This window comes from Mesorhizobium sp. WSM3868 (assembly GCF_002294785.1).
Taxonomy (GTDB): domain Bacteria; phylum Pseudomonadota; class Alphaproteobacteria; order Rhizobiales; family Rhizobiaceae; genus Mesorhizobium.
Map to the genome: position 1 here is coordinate 350,958 of NZ_NSGB01000002.1, position 14,705 is coordinate 365,662.

Annotated in this window: 14 protein-coding genes; 12 read left to right on the forward strand and 2 right to left on the reverse strand. The window is 64.1% G+C overall.

Features of this window, described 5'->3' with window-relative positions; genetic code table 11:
- Positions 1 to 26: 26 nt before the first annotated feature.
- Positions 27 to 794 carry a class II aldolase and adducin N-terminal domain-containing protein gene (locus CK221_RS05000; protein WP_066999213.1) on the forward strand — a complete coding sequence of 256 codons (768 nt, stop codon included), beginning with the start codon at positions 27 to 29 and terminating at the stop codon, positions 792 to 794.
- A gap of 201 nt (positions 795 to 995) precedes the next feature.
- Here CK221_RS05000 and CK221_RS05005 read toward each other — a convergent pair whose 3' ends face one another.
- Positions 996 to 1,628 carry an HAD family phosphatase gene (locus tag CK221_RS05005; protein ID WP_066999155.1) on the reverse strand — a complete coding sequence of 211 codons (633 nt, stop codon included), beginning with the start codon at positions 1,626 to 1,628 and terminating at the stop codon, positions 996 to 998.
- A 201-nt stretch (positions 1,629 to 1,829) separates the two neighbouring features.
- Between CK221_RS05005 and CK221_RS05010 the strand changes: the two genes are divergently transcribed.
- Positions 1,830 to 2,789, forward strand: a complete 960-nt coding sequence (locus CK221_RS05010; protein ID WP_066999158.1) for a sugar-binding transcriptional regulator — start codon at positions 1,830 to 1,832, stop codon at positions 2,787 to 2,789.
- 63 nt (positions 2,790 to 2,852) lie between these two features.
- On the opposite strand, the gene CK221_RS05015 is transcribed toward CK221_RS05010, so the two are convergent.
- Complete coding sequence (locus CK221_RS05015) at positions 2,853 to 3,038, reverse strand: hypothetical protein (RefSeq protein WP_066999161.1); 186 nt, start codon at positions 3,036 to 3,038, stop codon at positions 2,853 to 2,855.
- Positions 3,039 to 3,148: 110 nt separating this feature from the next.
- Between CK221_RS05015 and gcvA the strand changes: the two genes are divergently transcribed.
- The 10 genes from gcvA to CK221_RS05065 all read left to right on the forward strand — a co-directional run bounded on the left by gcvA (position 3,149) and on the right by CK221_RS05065 (position 14,669).
- Entirely contained in the window at positions 3,149 to 4,057 is a 909-nt protein-coding gene (gcvA, locus tag CK221_RS05020; protein WP_066999164.1) for a transcriptional regulator GcvA, read from the forward strand.
- A 162-nt stretch (positions 4,058 to 4,219) separates the two neighbouring features.
- Entirely contained in the window at positions 4,220 to 5,530 is a 1,311-nt protein-coding gene (locus tag CK221_RS05025; protein WP_066999167.1) for a sugar ABC transporter substrate-binding protein, read from the forward strand.
- A gap of 136 nt (positions 5,531 to 5,666) precedes the next feature.
- Entirely contained in the window at positions 5,667 to 6,539 is an 873-nt protein-coding gene (locus tag CK221_RS05030) for a sugar ABC transporter permease (protein WP_066999170.1), read from the forward strand.
- Positions 6,540 to 6,550: 11 nt separating this feature from the next.
- Complete coding sequence (locus CK221_RS05035) at positions 6,551 to 7,375, forward strand: carbohydrate ABC transporter permease (protein WP_066999172.1); 825 nt, start codon at positions 6,551 to 6,553, stop codon at positions 7,373 to 7,375.
- 34 nt (positions 7,376 to 7,409) lie between these two features.
- Positions 7,410 to 8,414, forward strand: a complete 1,005-nt coding sequence (locus CK221_RS05040) for an ABC transporter ATP-binding protein (RefSeq protein ID WP_066999175.1) — start codon at positions 7,410 to 7,412, stop codon at positions 8,412 to 8,414.
- Complete coding sequence (locus CK221_RS05045; protein ID WP_066999178.1) at positions 8,411 to 9,181, forward strand: L-iditol 2-dehydrogenase; 771 nt, start codon at positions 8,411 to 8,413, stop codon at positions 9,179 to 9,181. The genes CK221_RS05040 and CK221_RS05045 overlap by 4 nt, the downstream gene beginning before the upstream one ends.
- 155 nt (positions 9,182 to 9,336) lie before the next feature.
- Positions 9,337 to 10,815 carry a mannitol dehydrogenase family protein gene (locus tag CK221_RS05050; protein ID WP_066999181.1) on the forward strand — a complete coding sequence of 493 codons (1,479 nt, stop codon included), beginning with the start codon at positions 9,337 to 9,339 and terminating at the stop codon, positions 10,813 to 10,815.
- A gap of 21 nt (positions 10,816 to 10,836) precedes the next feature.
- Positions 10,837 to 11,520 carry an HAD family hydrolase gene (locus CK221_RS05055; RefSeq protein ID WP_066999184.1) on the forward strand — a complete coding sequence of 228 codons (684 nt, stop codon included), beginning with the start codon at positions 10,837 to 10,839 and terminating at the stop codon, positions 11,518 to 11,520.
- Complete coding sequence (locus CK221_RS05060; protein ID WP_082980595.1) at positions 11,514 to 13,100, forward strand: FGGY-family carbohydrate kinase; 1,587 nt, start codon at positions 11,514 to 11,516, stop codon at positions 13,098 to 13,100. Before CK221_RS05055 ends, CK221_RS05060 begins: the two co-directional genes overlap by 7 nt.
- A gap of 165 nt (positions 13,101 to 13,265) precedes the next feature.
- Positions 13,266 to 14,669 carry an MATE family efflux transporter gene (locus CK221_RS05065; protein ID WP_066999190.1) on the forward strand — a complete coding sequence of 468 codons (1,404 nt, stop codon included), beginning with the start codon at positions 13,266 to 13,268 and terminating at the stop codon, positions 14,667 to 14,669.
- The last annotated feature ends 36 nt before the right edge of the window (positions 14,670 to 14,705 follow it).

The following is a 14,705-nucleotide window of genomic DNA, read 5'->3' on the forward strand; positions in this document are numbered from 1 at the left end:
TGCTCGGCCAAACCGGAGGATTTTCGATGAGCCTTGCCCGTCTGCAGAAGGAAATGCTGACCAACCTGCCTTATTACCAGGAGCGGGTCGATCTCGCCGCCGCCTTCCGCTGGACGGCGCGGCTCAACATGCATGAGGCGGTCGCCAATCATTTCTCGCTGTCGGTCAACGAGGACGGCACGAAGTTCCTGATGAACCCGAACCAGGTGCATTTCTCGCGTATCAAGGCGAGCGATCTGCTTTTGATCGACGCCAACGATCCCGAAACGCTCTCCGGCCCCAACGCGCCCGACCCGACGGCTTGGGGCCTGCACGGCGCCATCCACCGCAACGTGCCGCATGCGCGCTGCGCCATGCATGTGCATTCGATCCACGCCACGGTGCTTGCCTCGCTGGCCGACTCCACCTTGCCGCCGATCGACCAGAACTCGGCCATGTTCTTCAACCGCCATGTCGTGGACCCTCATTATGGCGGGTTGGCCTTCGAAGAGGAGGGCGAGCGCTGCTCGAAACTGCTCGTCGATCCCAGGGTCAAGGTGATGGTCATGGGCAATCACGGCGTGATGGTCATCGGGGATTCTGTCGCCGACACCTTCAATCGCATGTTCTATTTCGAGCGTGCCGCCGAGACCTACATCAAGGCGCTGTGGACCGGCCGGCCGCTGCGCACGCTCTCCGACGAGATCGCGGAAAAGACGGCGAGCGAGATGGACGACTATCCCGGCCAAGCCGAGCGCCACCTTGCCGAGCTGAAGGCAATCCTCGACGAGGAAGAGCCGGTCTACAGGAACTGAGCCCCGCGGTTGTGGGTTGACGCTGGAGGCTTGGCTTTCGCCTATTTTCGAAGCCGGGCGCTGCCGCTCACCCTTACCTCTCCCCGTGAAGGACGATGAAAGGGGGATCGCCAGCGTCGGAGCGTGTCCCTTCTCCCAGTAGTCACGGGGAGAAGGTGCCGGCAGGCGGACGAGGGGCAGCGTCGACGCCTGAAAGTCTATTCAGAGACCCAACTGCGCCCGCAGTTCCTCGGCGCTGTTAATGACGATTGCGCCGGGCGGTCCTTCCATCGGCGCTTCCGGCCAGAAAATCGTCTTCATGCCGGCAGCCAGGCCGGCCATCGCGCCGGTGCGGCTGTCGTCGACCGCGACCGCGTCGGCCGGATCCACACCGGCGAGATAGGCCGCGCGCAGGAAGGGTTCCGCATGCGGCTTGCCTTGGCGTACGTCGTTTCGGCTCACCGTGTGCATGCCGGGATAGACGAGACCGACCGCGCCGAGATTGGCGTCAACGATCAGCCGGTCGGAATTGGACACCACCGCCTGCTCGACGCCTAGCGCGCGCAATTGGTTGAACACCTCGATCGCGCCGGGCCGCGGCTTGAGCGTCTCGGCCATCGGCAGATAGTGGTCGTATTTGCGCACGATCCAGTCATCGAAGTGCAGGTCGAGGCCGAACTGGTCGCGCAGCATTTCGTAGACCGGCCATGCCGCGACGCCCAGCACCCGTTCGTGCAGGTCGGTCGGCGGCGTGATGCCGACGCTGCGCAAAGCCGCCACAAGTGCTGCCTCGTGCAGCGGCTCGCTGTCGACCAGCGTGCCGTCCATGTCCCAGAAAACCGCTTTCGGCGTCATGCAAGGCTCCTTTTGCCGATCCCTTAAAGGGTTTCCGGTCAGAGATAAACCGCTCTCCCGGCAAATGGTTGAGGCGAGCGCGAATGGTGCCATCCTTGGTCGGCAGGGGCGCAAGCAATTGCTCTTTCAATTGACAATTGCGCAGGGCCGCTTTCGCTGTAATCTAGAGGGCCCGCTATTTCTGGCTTGGGGAGGCAGGATGTGAACGCGCGACAGGAAACCGGCAGCACCAGGTTGGACGACGCCGCGCGCGCCGGCTGGCTCTACTATGTTGCCGGCAATACCCAGGATCAGATCGCCGCCAAGCTCGGTATTTCCAGGCAGACGGCGCAGCGGCTCGTGTCGCTGGCCATGTCGGAAGGGCTGATCAAGGTCCGCGTCGATCATCCGATCGCCAATTGCCTCGACCTTGCCGCGCGGCTGAAGTCGCGTTTCGCGCTCGATCTCGTCGAGGTGGTGCCGAGCGATCCGACCTCGTCCTCGACGACGATCGGCGTCGCCGAGGCGGCGGCTGCCGAGATCGAGCGGCGGCTGCGCTCCGCCGCCCCCATCGTCATGGCGATCGGCACCGGGCGCACCCTGAAGGCGGCGATCGAGCTGTTGCCGCCGATGGAGTGCCCGCAGCACAAGGTGGTGTCCTTGACCGGCAACATCTCGCCCGACGGCTCGGCCGCCTTCTACAACGTCATCTTCACCATGGCCGACCGGGTCAAGGCGCGCTCCTTCCCTATGCCGCTGCCGGTCATCGCCTCCTCGCCGGAAGAGCGCGACATGCTGCTCAGCCAGCCGATGATCCAGCCGACGCTGGCGCTGGCCGCGGAGGCCGACGTCACCTTCGTCGGCATCGGCGATCTCGGCCCGAAGGCGCCCCTCTATGAGGACGGCTTCATCTCGGAGGGGGAACTGAAGGCGCTGCAGAAAGCCGGCGGCGTCGCCGAGATCGTCGGCTGGGTTTTCGACCGCGAAGGCCGCATGATCGAAGGCATCACCAACGACCGCGTTTCGTCCGCCGCCTTGCCGTCACGCGAGAAGTCCTTGGTCATCGCGCTTGCCATGGGTGAGCGCAAGCTGCCGGGCATCCTCGCCGCCGTGAACCGGCGTTTGGTCAATGGCCTCATCACCGATGAACGGACAGCCACCGCCCTGCTCGGCGGCGCGTGATCGTGATGCTGGGTTCGGGCCGAATCTGACGCGACGAGCCGTTGGCGATAAAAAGAAACCCGGCTATTTGTAGCGTCCATGCGGATCGTTGCCGTCGAGGAAGCCCATGTCCCGCTGCAGGTGCTCCGACAGTTCTCGGACATCGACATAGCCGCGCCTGCGGCTGGCGAACCACGAGAATTCCCGCGCCAGCAGCGAAATCCATCCATGTATTGGGGTCGAATCGAGTTTTTCCTGTATCGGGGTCATGATCGTCAGCCTTCGCTATGCTTGAACTGGAGTGATCGTCGACCCCAAATATCGGGCTGATCGGCACGTGCTTCCAATCAAACGTCGATCATGACCCATAAAGAGGCCTTATGCCCGATCTGAGCTCCCGGCAGAATGTCCAGCTCCCGCCCCTGCAGGCGATTCGGGTGTTCGAGGCCGTGGCCAGACACCTCTCCTTCACCAAGGCCGCCGAGGAGCTCGGCATGACCCAGGCCGCCGCGAGCTATCAGATCAAGCTTCTGGAAGAGCGCATCGGCGCGCCGCTGTTCCTGCGCCGTCCACGGCAGATCGAGCTGACCGAACCCGGCCAGCGTCTTGCGCCGGCTGTCAGCGAGGCATTCGCGCTGCTGAGCGGCGCCTATGCGGCCGCCCGAGCCGGCGCCGACGGCGTGCTTTGCGTTTCCACCCTGCTCACCTTCGCCTCGAACTGGCTGGCGCAGCATCTGGGATCCTTTCAGGTCGCGCACCCCTCGCTTGCCGTGCGCGTCGACACCTCGAACCGAGTCGTCGATTTCGCGCGCGAGGACGTCGACATCGCCATCCGCTCCGGCGGCGGCAAGTGGCCGGGCGTGGAAACGCATATGCTGTTCAGGGCCGACTTCACTCCGGTGCTCAGCCCCAGGCTTGCGGCGAGCATCGGCGGCGTCAAGGAGCCGGCCGACCTGCTCAAGCTCCCCATCCTCGATCCCGGCGACATCTGGTGGCAGGAATGGTTCGCGCTCGCCGGCCTGCCCGCGGAGGAACTCGCCAGCCGCCCCGGCACCAGCATGGGCGCGCAGGCCTATGAGGCCAATGCCGCGATGGCCGGGCAAGGTGTTGCGATCGTCACCAGCGCCCTGTTCAAGAACGAGCTTGCCGACGGCAGGCTGATCCAGCCCTTCGACCTTGTAGGAGACGACGGCCACGCTTACTGGCTCGTCTATCCCACGGCCCGGCGCAACGTACCGAAGATCCGCGCCTTCCGCGATTGGATTCTCGCCGAGATCGCCTGCCAGTAGCCCGACATCACAGCCTGCCGTCTCCGCTACGCATCGCCCAGACGGGCGCGACATCGATTTGTGCTGCGCTGCAGCATCGATTCCGGCTTGACATAATTCACACTTAGTGAGTAATTGCCCACAGCCAAGGCAAATGCTCATCTTGGTTTTAGGGAGGAATTGATGAAACTTCGCACGCTCACCCTGGGCCTGTTGTCGGCCAGCGCCCTTGCATTCGCCGCGCATGCCGAATCCATCACCATCGCCACCGTCAACAATGGCGACATGGTCCGCATGCAGAAGCTGACGGACGACTTCACGAAGGCCAATCCCGACATCCAGCTCAACTGGGTCACGCTCGAAGAGAACGTGCTGCGCGAGCGCGTCACCACCGACATCGCCACCAAGGGTGGCCAGTACGACGTCTTGACCATCGGCACTTACGAGGTTCCGATCTGGGCCAAGCAGAGCTGGCTCTTGCCGCTCGAGAAGCTCGGCGACGACTACGACGTCAAGGACATCATCCCGGCCATTGCCGGCGGCCTTTCGGTCGACGGCAAGCTCTATGCCGCGCCCTTCTACGGCGAGAGCTCCTTCGTCATGTACCGCAAGGACCTGATGGAGAAGGCGGGGCTCAAAATGCCCGACGCGCCGACCTGGGACTTCATCAAGGAGGCCGCCGACAAGATGACCGATCGGGCCAATGGCGTGAACGGCATCTGCCTGCGCGGCAAGGCCGGCTGGGGCGAGAACATGGCCTTCCTGACCGCCATGTCGAACTCCTTCGGCGCCCGCTGGTTCGATGAGAACTGGAAGCCGCAATTCGACCAGCCGGAATGGAAGAACACGCTGCAGTTCTATGTCGACCTGATGAAGGCAGACGGTCCTGAGGGCGCGTCCTCCAACGGCTTCAACGAGAATCTTGCGCTCTTCCAGCAGGGCAAGTGCGGCATGTGGATCGATGCCACCGTCGCCGCGTCCTTCGTCTCCGACCCGAAGGCCTCGCAGGTCGCCGACAAGGTCGGCTATGCGCTGGCGCCCGACAAGGGTCTCGGCAAGCGCGGCAACTGGCTGTGGGCATGGTCTCTCGCCATCCCCGCCGGCACCAAGAAGGCGGACGCCGCCGAGAAGTTCGTCTCCTGGGCGACCTCGAAACACTACCTCGAACTGGTGGCTTCGAAGGAAGGCTGGGCCAACGTTCCGCCCGGAACCCGGACCTCGCTCTACAACAATCCGGAGTACCAGAAGGCAGCGCCGTTCGCGAAGATGACGCTGGACTCCATCAATGCCGCCGACCCGACGCATCCGACCGTCAAGCCGGTGCCCTATGTCGGCGTGCAGTTCGTGGCCATCCCGGAATTCCAGGGCCTCGGCACCACCGTCGGTCAGCTCTTCTCCGCCGCCCTTGCCGGCCAGTCGAGCGTCGATGATGCGCTGAAGCAGGCCCAGGACGCGGCGACCGCCGCGATGACCGAAGGCGGCTACCTCAAGTAAGGCTCCTCCCGGTGCCGAACGCCGGTAGCGGATCATGACCGGCATAGGCCGCCCGAAACCCAGTTCGGGCGGCCACCTTGCAATCAGGAATTCTGGCACAAGTCTAAATCCGGCTGACCTTGGGAGGGTGACCGTCATGGCTACTCAGCAAACCCGTTCGCTTGCCCGTTTCATGATGGCGCCGTCGGTGATCCTGCTGTTCGTCTGGATGATCGTGCCACTGGTCTTTACGCTGTGGTTCTCGTTCCTCCAGTACAACCCGCTCAATCCGATCCGCGATGGGTTCGTCTGGTTCGCCAATTACAAGCTCTTCTATTCCAACCCCGCCTTCCTGCAGTCGATCCTCAACACATTGACCATCGTCGTCAGTGTCCTGGCCATCACCGTGATCGGCGGCATCCTTTTGGCGCTGCTGCTCGACCAGCCGATCTGGGGTCAGGGCTTCGTGCGCATCCTGGTCATCTCGCCGTTCTTCGTCATGCCGCCGGTGGCGGCGCTTGTCTGGAAGAACATGATCATGCACCCGCAATACGGCGTCTTTGCCGATATTGCCCGCTTCTTCGGCGCCAACCCGATCGACTGGTTCGGTCAGCACCCGCTGACCGCGGTCATCCTGATCGTCGCCTGGCAATGGCTGCCCTTCGCGACGCTGATCTTGCTCACCTCGCTCCAATCGCTTGACGGTGAGCAGAAGGAGGCGGCCGAGATGGATGGCGCCGGCTTTCTCAGCCGCTTCTGGTATCTGACGCTGCCGCACATGTCGCGCGCCATCACCGTCGTCATCCTGATCCAGACGATCTTCCTGCTCTCGGTCTATGCCGAGATCCTGGTCACCACCAATGGCGGTCCCGGCTACGCCTCCACCAACCTGCCGTTCCTCGTCTACCAGAAGGCGCTCTTGGAATTCAAAATCGGCCAGGCGTCGGCAGGCGGCGTCATCGCGGTCATTCTCGCCAACATCGTCGCCTTCTTCGTCATGCGCGCAGTCGGCAGGAACCTAGACAAGTAAGGGAGGATAGAATGGCACGCGCAGTCACCACCCAGCACAAGACGATCGCAACAGTCGCGGCCTGGGTCGTCGCCCTGCTGATCTTCTTCCCGATCCTTTATACGATCATCACATCCTTCAAGTCGGAGCAGGAGGCGATCCAGGGCTTCGCCCTGATCCCGTCGGGCACCACCGAAAGCTATTCGGAAGTGCAGGCGCAGAGCGGCTATTTCAAGTTCTTCCTCAATTCGGTGATCCTGTCGGTCGGCTCGACCGTCCTTGCGCTCATCGTCGCCGTGCCGGCGGCCTGGTCGATGGCCTTTTCGCCGACCAAGCGGACCAAGGACATCCTGATGTGGATGCTCTCCACCAAGATGATGCCGGCCGTCGCCGTGCTGTTCCCGATCTATCTGATCTTCCGCGACACCGGTCTGCTCGACAGCCGCATCGGCCTCACCGTCATGCTGATGCTGATCAACCTGCCGATCGTGGTCTGGATGCTCTACACCTATTTCCGCGAGATCCCGGGCGAGATCCTCGAAGCGGCGCGCATGGACGGCGCCTCGCTGTGGAACGAGATCATCTATGTGCTGACGCCCATGGCCGTTCCCGGCATTGCCTCGACCATGCTCTTGAACATCATCCTGGCTTGGAACGAGGCGTTCTGGACGATCCGCCTGACCACCACCGAGGCCGCACCGCTCACCGCCTTCATCAGCTCCTTCTCCAGTCCGCAGGGCCTGTTCTGGGCCAAGCTCTCGGCCGCCTCGACATTGGCGATCGCGCCGATCCTGATCATGGGCTGGTTCAGCCAGAAGCAGCTGGTGCGCGGCCTGACCTTTGGCGCCGTGAAGTAAGCCGTAAGCGGCGGACGAAATCCGGGAGGAAACCATGGGAAACATCACGCTCAAGAACGTCTCCAAGTCCTTCGGGTCGACGACGATCATTCCGAACATCGATCTCGCCATCGAGGACGGCGAGTTCGTCGTGTTCGTCGGCCCCTCGGGTTGCGGCAAGTCCACGCTGCTCAGGCTGATCGCCGGGCTGGAGGACACCAGCGGCGGCACCATCAGCATCGATGGCCGCGACGTCACCCGCGAGGCGCCGGCCAAGCGCAAGCTTGCCATGGTCTTCCAGTCCTACGCGCTCTATCCGCATATGACGGTCGCCAAGAACATCGCCTTCCCGCTGAAGATGGCCGGGGAGGACCAGGCGACCATCGACAAGAAGGTCAAGGACGCGGCGCGCGTCTTGAACCTCACCAACTATCTCGAGCGGCGCCCGGGCCAGCTCTCCGGCGGCCAGCGCCAGCGCGTCGCCATCGGCCGCGCCATCGTGCGCCAGCCATCGGCCTTCCTGTTCGACGAGCCGCTGTCCAACCTCGACGCCGCGCTGCGCGGCACCATGCGGCTGGAGATCAGCGAACTGCATCATCAGCTGAAGACGACGATGATCTATGTCACCCACGACCAGGTCGAGGCCATGACCATGGCCGACAAGATCGTCGTGCTAAATGCCGGCAACATCGAGCAGGTCGGCTCGCCGATGGAACTCTACAAGACGCCGAAGAACCTGTTCGTCGCCGGCTTCATCGGCTCGCCGAAGATGAACTTGATCGAAGGCGCGCCGGCCGACAAATATGGCGCCAAGACCATCGGCATCCGGCCGGAGCACATCAACATCTCGACCACGGCGGGCGACTGGAAGGCGACGGTCGGCGTTGCCGAGCATCTCGGCTCCGACACCTTCCTGCATGTCCAGACCGACGGCATCGGCACGATCAATGTGCGCGCCGACGGCGAGGTTGCCGTCAAGCACGGCGACACCGTCTACCTGACGCCCGACAAGGCCAAGCTCCATCGCTTCGGCGCCGACGGCAAGGCGCTGGCGCAGTGAGGCTCAAAGGCAAATCGGCGCTGATCACCGGATCGGCGCGGGGCATCGGCAGGGCCTTCGCCGAAGCCTATGTTCGCGAAGGCGCCACGGTGGCGATTGCCGACATCAATCTCGAAGCGGCGGAAGCGACGGCGAAGGATATCGGCTCTGCCGCTTACGCGATCCGGCTCGACGTCACCGACCAGTCCTCGATCGAGGCCAGCGTGAAAGCCGTCGAAGCGAAGGCGGGCGGCCTCGACATCCTGATCAACAATGCCGCCTTGTTCGACCTTGCGCCCATCGTCGAGATCAGCCGCGCGAGCTACGACAAGCTCTGCTCCGTCAATGTCGCCGGCACGCTGTTCATGCTGCAGGCCGCGGCCCGCTCGATGATCGCTGCCGGCCGGGGCGGCAGGATCATCAACATGGCGAGCCAAGCCGGACGCCGCGGCGAGCCGCTGGTCGCGGTCTATTGCGCCACCAAGGCCGCCGTCATCTCGCTTACCCAGTCGGCCGGACTCGACCTGATCAAGCACCGCATCAACGTCAACGCCATCGCACCGGGCGTCGTCGACGGCGAGCATTGGGATCACGTCGATTCGCTGTTCGCCAAATATGAGAACCGGCCGAAGGGCGAGAAGAAGAGGCTCGTCGGCGAAAGCGTGCCCTATGGCCGCATGGGTCGAGCCGAAGATCTGACTGGCATGGCGGTTTTCCTCGCCAGTGAAGAAGCCGAATACATTGTCGCCCAGACCTACAACGTCGATGGCGGTCAATGGATGAGTTGAGGGGGAAGCGCGCCTCCCTTCCTCCGGGGAGGACGCGTCGCGGGGCAGGTGAGGGGCGCATACCGGCAAACGGATGCTGCCCCTCACCGCTCGCCCCAAGCGGGTGAATTGGGGGTTGGATTGTCGGGCTGCATATCGGCCAAAGGGTAAGTAAGATGACCGTGAAACTCTCTTTCTCGAACCTCGCAAAGCTTCCGTCGAAGGTTTCCGGTCCGAAATACGATCGCGCCGCGCTGAAGGCCGGCATCGTGCATTTCGGCGTCGGCAACTTCCACCGCTCGCACCAGGCTGTCTATCTCGACGACCTGTTCAATTCCGGCCTCGGCCATGACTGGGCGCTGATCGGCGCCGGCGTGTTCGAGGGCGAGAAGGCCGGCCGCGCCAGGCTGCAGGAGCAGGACTGGCTGACCACCGTGGTCGAGCAGGACCAGGGCCATATGAGCGCCCGCGTCACCGGCGCCATGGTCGATTTCCTGATGCCGGGCGATGCTGAGGCGATCGTCGAGCAGCTCGCCGACCCCGCGATCAAGATTGTGTCGCTGACCATCACCGAAGGCGGCTATTTCATCGATCCGGCCTCCGGAAAGTTCAATCCGGCCCATCCCGACATTGTCGCCGATGCCCAGCCCGGTGCGGCACCGAAGACGGTCTTCGGCATCATTCTTGCCGGACTGGTGCGCCGGCGCGCCGACGGCATCGTGCCGTTCACGGTCATGTCCTGCGACAACATCCCCCACAATGGCCACGTCACCTCCGACGGCGTCATCGGCCTTGCCCGGCTGATCGACGAGGCTCTGGCCAACTGGGTGAGGGACAACGTCGCTTTCCCGAACGGCATGGTCGACCGCATCACGCCGGCCACCACCAATCGCGAGCGCAGCATTCTGGCCAATGATTTCGGGCTGGAGGACAACTGGCCGGTCTTCTGCGAACCGTTCAAACAATGGGTGCTGGAAGATCGTTTCACCGCCGGCCGGCCGCCGCTGGAACAGGCCGGCGTCCAGTTCGTCAAGGATGTCTCGCCTTACGAGCTGATGAAGATCCGCATCTTGAACGGCGGCCACGCAGCCATCGCCTATCCGGCGGGTCTGATGGACATCCATTTCGTGCATGAGGCGATGCAGGAGCCACTGGTGCGCGGCTTCCTCGCCAAGCTGGAGCGGGACGAGATCATCCCAACCGTGCCGCCGGTGCCGGACACGGTGCTCGAGGAATACTACCAGCTCATCGAGCGCCGCTTCTCCAATCCCAAGATCGGCGACACCATCCGAAGGCTTTGCCTCGACGGTTCCAACCGCCAGCCGAAATTCATAATTCCGACCGCCGCGGACCGGCTGAAGGCGGGGAAAGGTGTTGCCGGCCTGGCTCTGGAGTCCGCGCTCTGGTGCCGCTACTGCTTCGGCACCACCGACAGCGGCGCCGTCATCGAGCCGAACGATCCGAACTGGGACCGGATGCAGGCGACCGCCAAAGCCGCGAAGAATTCGCCCGAGGCCTGGCTGGCGATGGACGACATCTATGGCGATGTCGGCCGCTCCGCCGTCTTTGCCGAAGCCTTCGCCCATGCGCTGAACGAATTGTGGGCGAACGGCGCGCGCGAAACCTTGACGCGCTATCTCGCCGGCAAGCTCTGAAGCTCTTTGGACGCAGCCGCAATGACGCCCGAGCTCGTCATCTTCGACTGTGACGGCGTGCTGGTCGACAGCGAGGCGCTTTCGGTTTCCGCGTTGCTGGGCATGATCGAGCTCGCCGGCGGCACTGTCTCGGAGGACGCCGCCTACGAGCATTTCCTCGGCAAGAGCATGAAGAGCGTGCGCGAGATCCTCGGCAGCGATTTCGGCCTTGAGATCAGCGACCAGCATCTCACCGCCATGCGCGTCGAGCTGATGCGCAAGTTCCGCGAGGAGCTGAAGCCGATCCCCGGCATCAAGGAGATCCTGCCGAAGCTTGGCCTGCCCTATTGCGTCGCCTCTTCCGGCACGCTGGAGCGCATCCGCTACGCGCTCGAGGTCACCGGCCTGCTCGGCCTGCTGGAGCCGCACCTCTTCAGCGCCGCCATGGTTAAGCGCGGCAAGCCGGCGCCGGACCTGTTCCTCCATGCCGCCGCCGCGATGTGCGCTGATCCTGGCAAATGCCTTGTCATCGAGGACAGCCCGGCCGGCATCGCCGCGGCGCGGGCGGCGGGGATGCGTGTCTTTGCCTTCACCGGCGGATCGCATGCAAACAACCCTGCGCTCAAGGTGCGGCTTGCGTCGACCGAACCGGACTTTATATTCGCTGACATGCTGCAATTGCCCGACCTGATTGCAGACCTGGGAGCGAGAGTAAAAGCATCTTGACGAGTTTTGTTTGCGCGGTCGATGTCGGCACCGGGAGCGCTCGCGCGGGCATTCTCGACTCTGAAGGCAATCTGCTCGGCCGCGCCGAGCGGCCGATCGCCATGCACCAGCCTAAGCCCGATCACGCGGAGCACGATTCGGAAAATATCTGGTCGGCAGTCTGCGCCGCCGTGCGGGCCGCGCGCGAGAAGACGAACGTCGCCGCATCGGATATTGTCGGCATCTCCTTTGACGCCACCTGCTCGCTGGTGGTGCGCGGCAGGCGGGGCGATCAGCTGAGCGTCTCGGTCACCGGCGAGAAGCGCTGGGATACCATTGTCTGGCTCGACCATCGCGCCATCGCCGAAGCCGACGAATGCACCAGAAGCGGCCATGCGGTGCTCGACTATATCGGCGGGGTGATGTCGCCGGAAATGGAAACGCCGAAGCTGATGTGGCTGAAGCGCAACCTGCCCGCCACCTGGAATGAGGCCGGCTATCTGTTCGATCTCGCCGATTTCCTGACCTGGAAAGCGACCGGATCGCTCGCCCGCTCGCAATGCACGCTGACGGCCAAATGGACCTATCTCGCGCATGAGGAGAGGGGCTGGCGGCGCGATTTCTTCAAGCTCGTCGGCATCGGCGATCTCTTCGAGCATGGCAATCTTCCGGACAAGGCGAGCCCCGTCGGCACCGATATCGGGCAACTCACGGCCGATGCGGCGGCAGATCTCGGCCTGACGGAGAAATGCCGGGTCGGCGCCGGGGTGATCGACGCCTATGCCGGCGCGCTCGGTGTGCTCGGCGGCTTCGCCGGCGACGAGAAGGACATCAGCCGGCACCTGGCGCTGATTGCCGGCACCTCGTCCTGCGTCATGGCGATGTCGCAGGATCCGCAGCCTTTCGCCGGCGTCTGGGGACCGTATTATGGCGCGGCGTTGCCAAAGCTCTGGCTGTCGGAAGGCGGTCAGTCGGCGACCGGCGCTCTGCTCGACCACATCATCCGCTGGCACGGCGCCGGCGGCGAGCCGGATGCGGCAATGCATGCCAGGATCGCCAAGCGCGTCGCCGAACTGCGCGCCGCCGAGGGCGATGCCCTGGCGGCGCGGCTGCATGTGCTGCCGGATTTCCACGGCAATCGCTCGCCGCTCGCCGACCCGCACGCGGTTGGCGTCGTCAGCGGGCTGACACTCGATTCCTCCTTCGACAGCCTGTGCAAGCTCTACTGGCGCACCGCCGTCGGCATCGCGCTCGGCGTGCGCCATGTGCTGGAGGCGCTGAACGAGAACGGCTATTTGATCGACACGCTGCACGTCACCGGCGGCCACACCAAGAACCCGCTCTTGATGGAACTCTATGCCGATGCCACCGGCTGCACCGTCATCGAGCCGCTGGCCGACGAGGCAGTGCTGCTCGGCACCGCCATGGTCGCGGCGACCGCCGCTGGGCTTTACGCCGACCTGAACGCCGCTTGCGTGGCCATGCAGCAGGGCGGCAGGACGCGGCCCCCGAATCCGGCCGCCGGCGCTCGCTTCGACCGCGACTATCGCATCTTCCTCGAAATGCACCGCCAGCGGCAGGCGCTCGACGCCATCCAATAGAAGGCCCGGCTCTTGTGCTTCCCGCTGGCTCAATAGGTCGCCGCTCCTCCTCCTTGCCAATATGTCGCATTTCGTTCACAAGACGGCGCAAACGGCGCCATTTTGCGCCGTTTGCGTGCGGCTTCCGGGCGTTGTCCCGACGCGCCGTGGTCTGAAGAGCGAAAAATGTCTGCGATCGAAGCCGGCGCTCGCGCGCCGGAAAATTTTTGGCGTCAGGAAATCAGGGCAACATTGTCGCTTGCCTGGCCGATGGTGCTCACCAATCTCGGCCAGACCGCCATGACCGCGACCGACGTCATGATGATGGGCCGTTTGGGACCCGACACGCTGGCCGCCGGCGCGCTCGGCTCCAACCTCTATTTCATGCCGCTGATCTTCGGGCTTGGCCTGATGCTCGCCACCTCGCCGATGATGGCGACCGAGCTCGGCCGCCGCCGCCATTCGGTGCGCGACCTGCGCCGCACCGTGCGCCAGGGACTCTGGCTGGCGGTCCTCGTCTCGATCCCGATCTGGCTGTTCCTCTGGCATGGCGAAGAAGTGCTTTTGGCCATGGGGCAGAAGCCGGACCTCGCGCACCAGGCAGGCATCTACCTGCACTGGCTGCAATGGGCGGTGCTGCCTTTTTACGGCTATATCGTGCTGCGCTCCTTCATCTCGGCGCTGGAGCGGCCCGGCTGGGCGCTGATCATCGTTTTCGTCGCCGTCGCCTGCAACGCCTTCTTCAACTGGGTGTTCATGTTCGGCAATCTTGGCGTCCGCCCGATGGGCATCGCCGGCTCGGGCCTCGCCACCTCGCTTTCCAGCATGCTGATGTTCGTCGGCTTGGCGGCCGTGGTGGTGCTGGAGAAAAAATTCCGTCGCTATCACCTCTTCGGCCGCTTCTGGCGCTCCGACTGGCCGCGTTTCCGCGGCCTGCTGAGGCTCGGCCTGCCGATCGCCGGCATCCTCGCCTTCGAGGTGACGATCTTCAATGCGGCAGCCCTGCTGATGGGTCTGATCGACGCGGATTCGCTGGCAGCCCACGCGATTGCCATCCAGATCGCCTCGATCTCCTTCATGGTGCCGCTCGGCCTCAACCAGGCGGTCACCGTGCGCGTCGGCCTGGCACATGGCGCCGGCAATCCCGAGGGCGTCTCGCGCGCCGGCTGGACCAGCTTTGTCATCGGCGTCTCCTTCATGGCGCTGATGGGGCTGGTGATGATCCTATGGCCGCATCTTTTGATCAGCGCCTTCATCGATCTCGCCGATCCGGCCAATGCCAGGGTGATCACGCTTGCTGTGTCCTTCCTGGTGTTTGCCGCGCTGTTCCAGATCTTCGACGGCGCGCAGGCGGTGGCCGCCGGCATGCTGCGCGGCCTGCACGATACCAAGGTGCCGATGATCTATGCCGCGATCGGCTATTGGGGGGTCGGCCTTCCGCTCGGCGTGCTGCTCGCCTTCCATTTCGGCTTCAACGGCGTCGGCATCTGGATCGGCCTTTCGTCAGGCCTGGCGGTGGTGGCGGTGCTCCTGCTCGTCCGTTGGCTGCGGCGCGATCGCATCGCGCCGGCCTTGTCGTTCAGCCATTGAGAAGAGCGGCCGCCGGTCAGGCGGCGGCCCTCGTCG

Excerpts from the sequence above, each read along its gene's own strand:
- CK221_RS05000 (WP_066999213.1), top strand. The coding sequence starts at position 27 with ATGAGCCTTGCCCGTCTGCAGAAGGAAATGCTGACCAACCTGCCTTAT.
- CK221_RS05005 (WP_066999155.1), bottom strand. The coding sequence starts at position 1,628 with ATGACGCCGAAAGCGGTTTTCTGGGACATGGACGGCACGCTGGTCGAC.
- CK221_RS05015 (WP_066999161.1), bottom strand. The coding sequence starts at position 3,038 with ATGACCCCGATACAGGAAAAACTCGATTCGACCCCAATACATGGATGG.
- gcvA (WP_066999164.1), top strand. The coding sequence starts at position 3,149 with ATGCCCGATCTGAGCTCCCGGCAGAATGTCCAGCTCCCGCCCCTGCAG.
- CK221_RS05025 (WP_066999167.1), top strand. The coding sequence starts at position 4,220 with ATGAAACTTCGCACGCTCACCCTGGGCCTGTTGTCGGCCAGCGCCCTT.
- CK221_RS05030 (WP_066999170.1), top strand. The coding sequence starts at position 5,667 with ATGGCTACTCAGCAAACCCGTTCGCTTGCCCGTTTCATGATGGCGCCG.
- CK221_RS05035 (WP_066999172.1), top strand. The coding sequence starts at position 6,551 with ATGGCACGCGCAGTCACCACCCAGCACAAGACGATCGCAACAGTCGCG.
- CK221_RS05040 (WP_066999175.1), top strand. The coding sequence starts at position 7,410 with ATGGGAAACATCACGCTCAAGAACGTCTCCAAGTCCTTCGGGTCGACG.
- CK221_RS05050 (WP_066999181.1), top strand. The coding sequence starts at position 9,337 with ATGACCGTGAAACTCTCTTTCTCGAACCTCGCAAAGCTTCCGTCGAAG.
- CK221_RS05055 (WP_066999184.1), top strand. The coding sequence starts at position 10,837 with ATGACGCCCGAGCTCGTCATCTTCGACTGTGACGGCGTGCTGGTCGAC.
- CK221_RS05065 (WP_066999190.1), top strand. The coding sequence starts at position 13,266 with ATGTCTGCGATCGAAGCCGGCGCTCGCGCGCCGGAAAATTTTTGGCGT.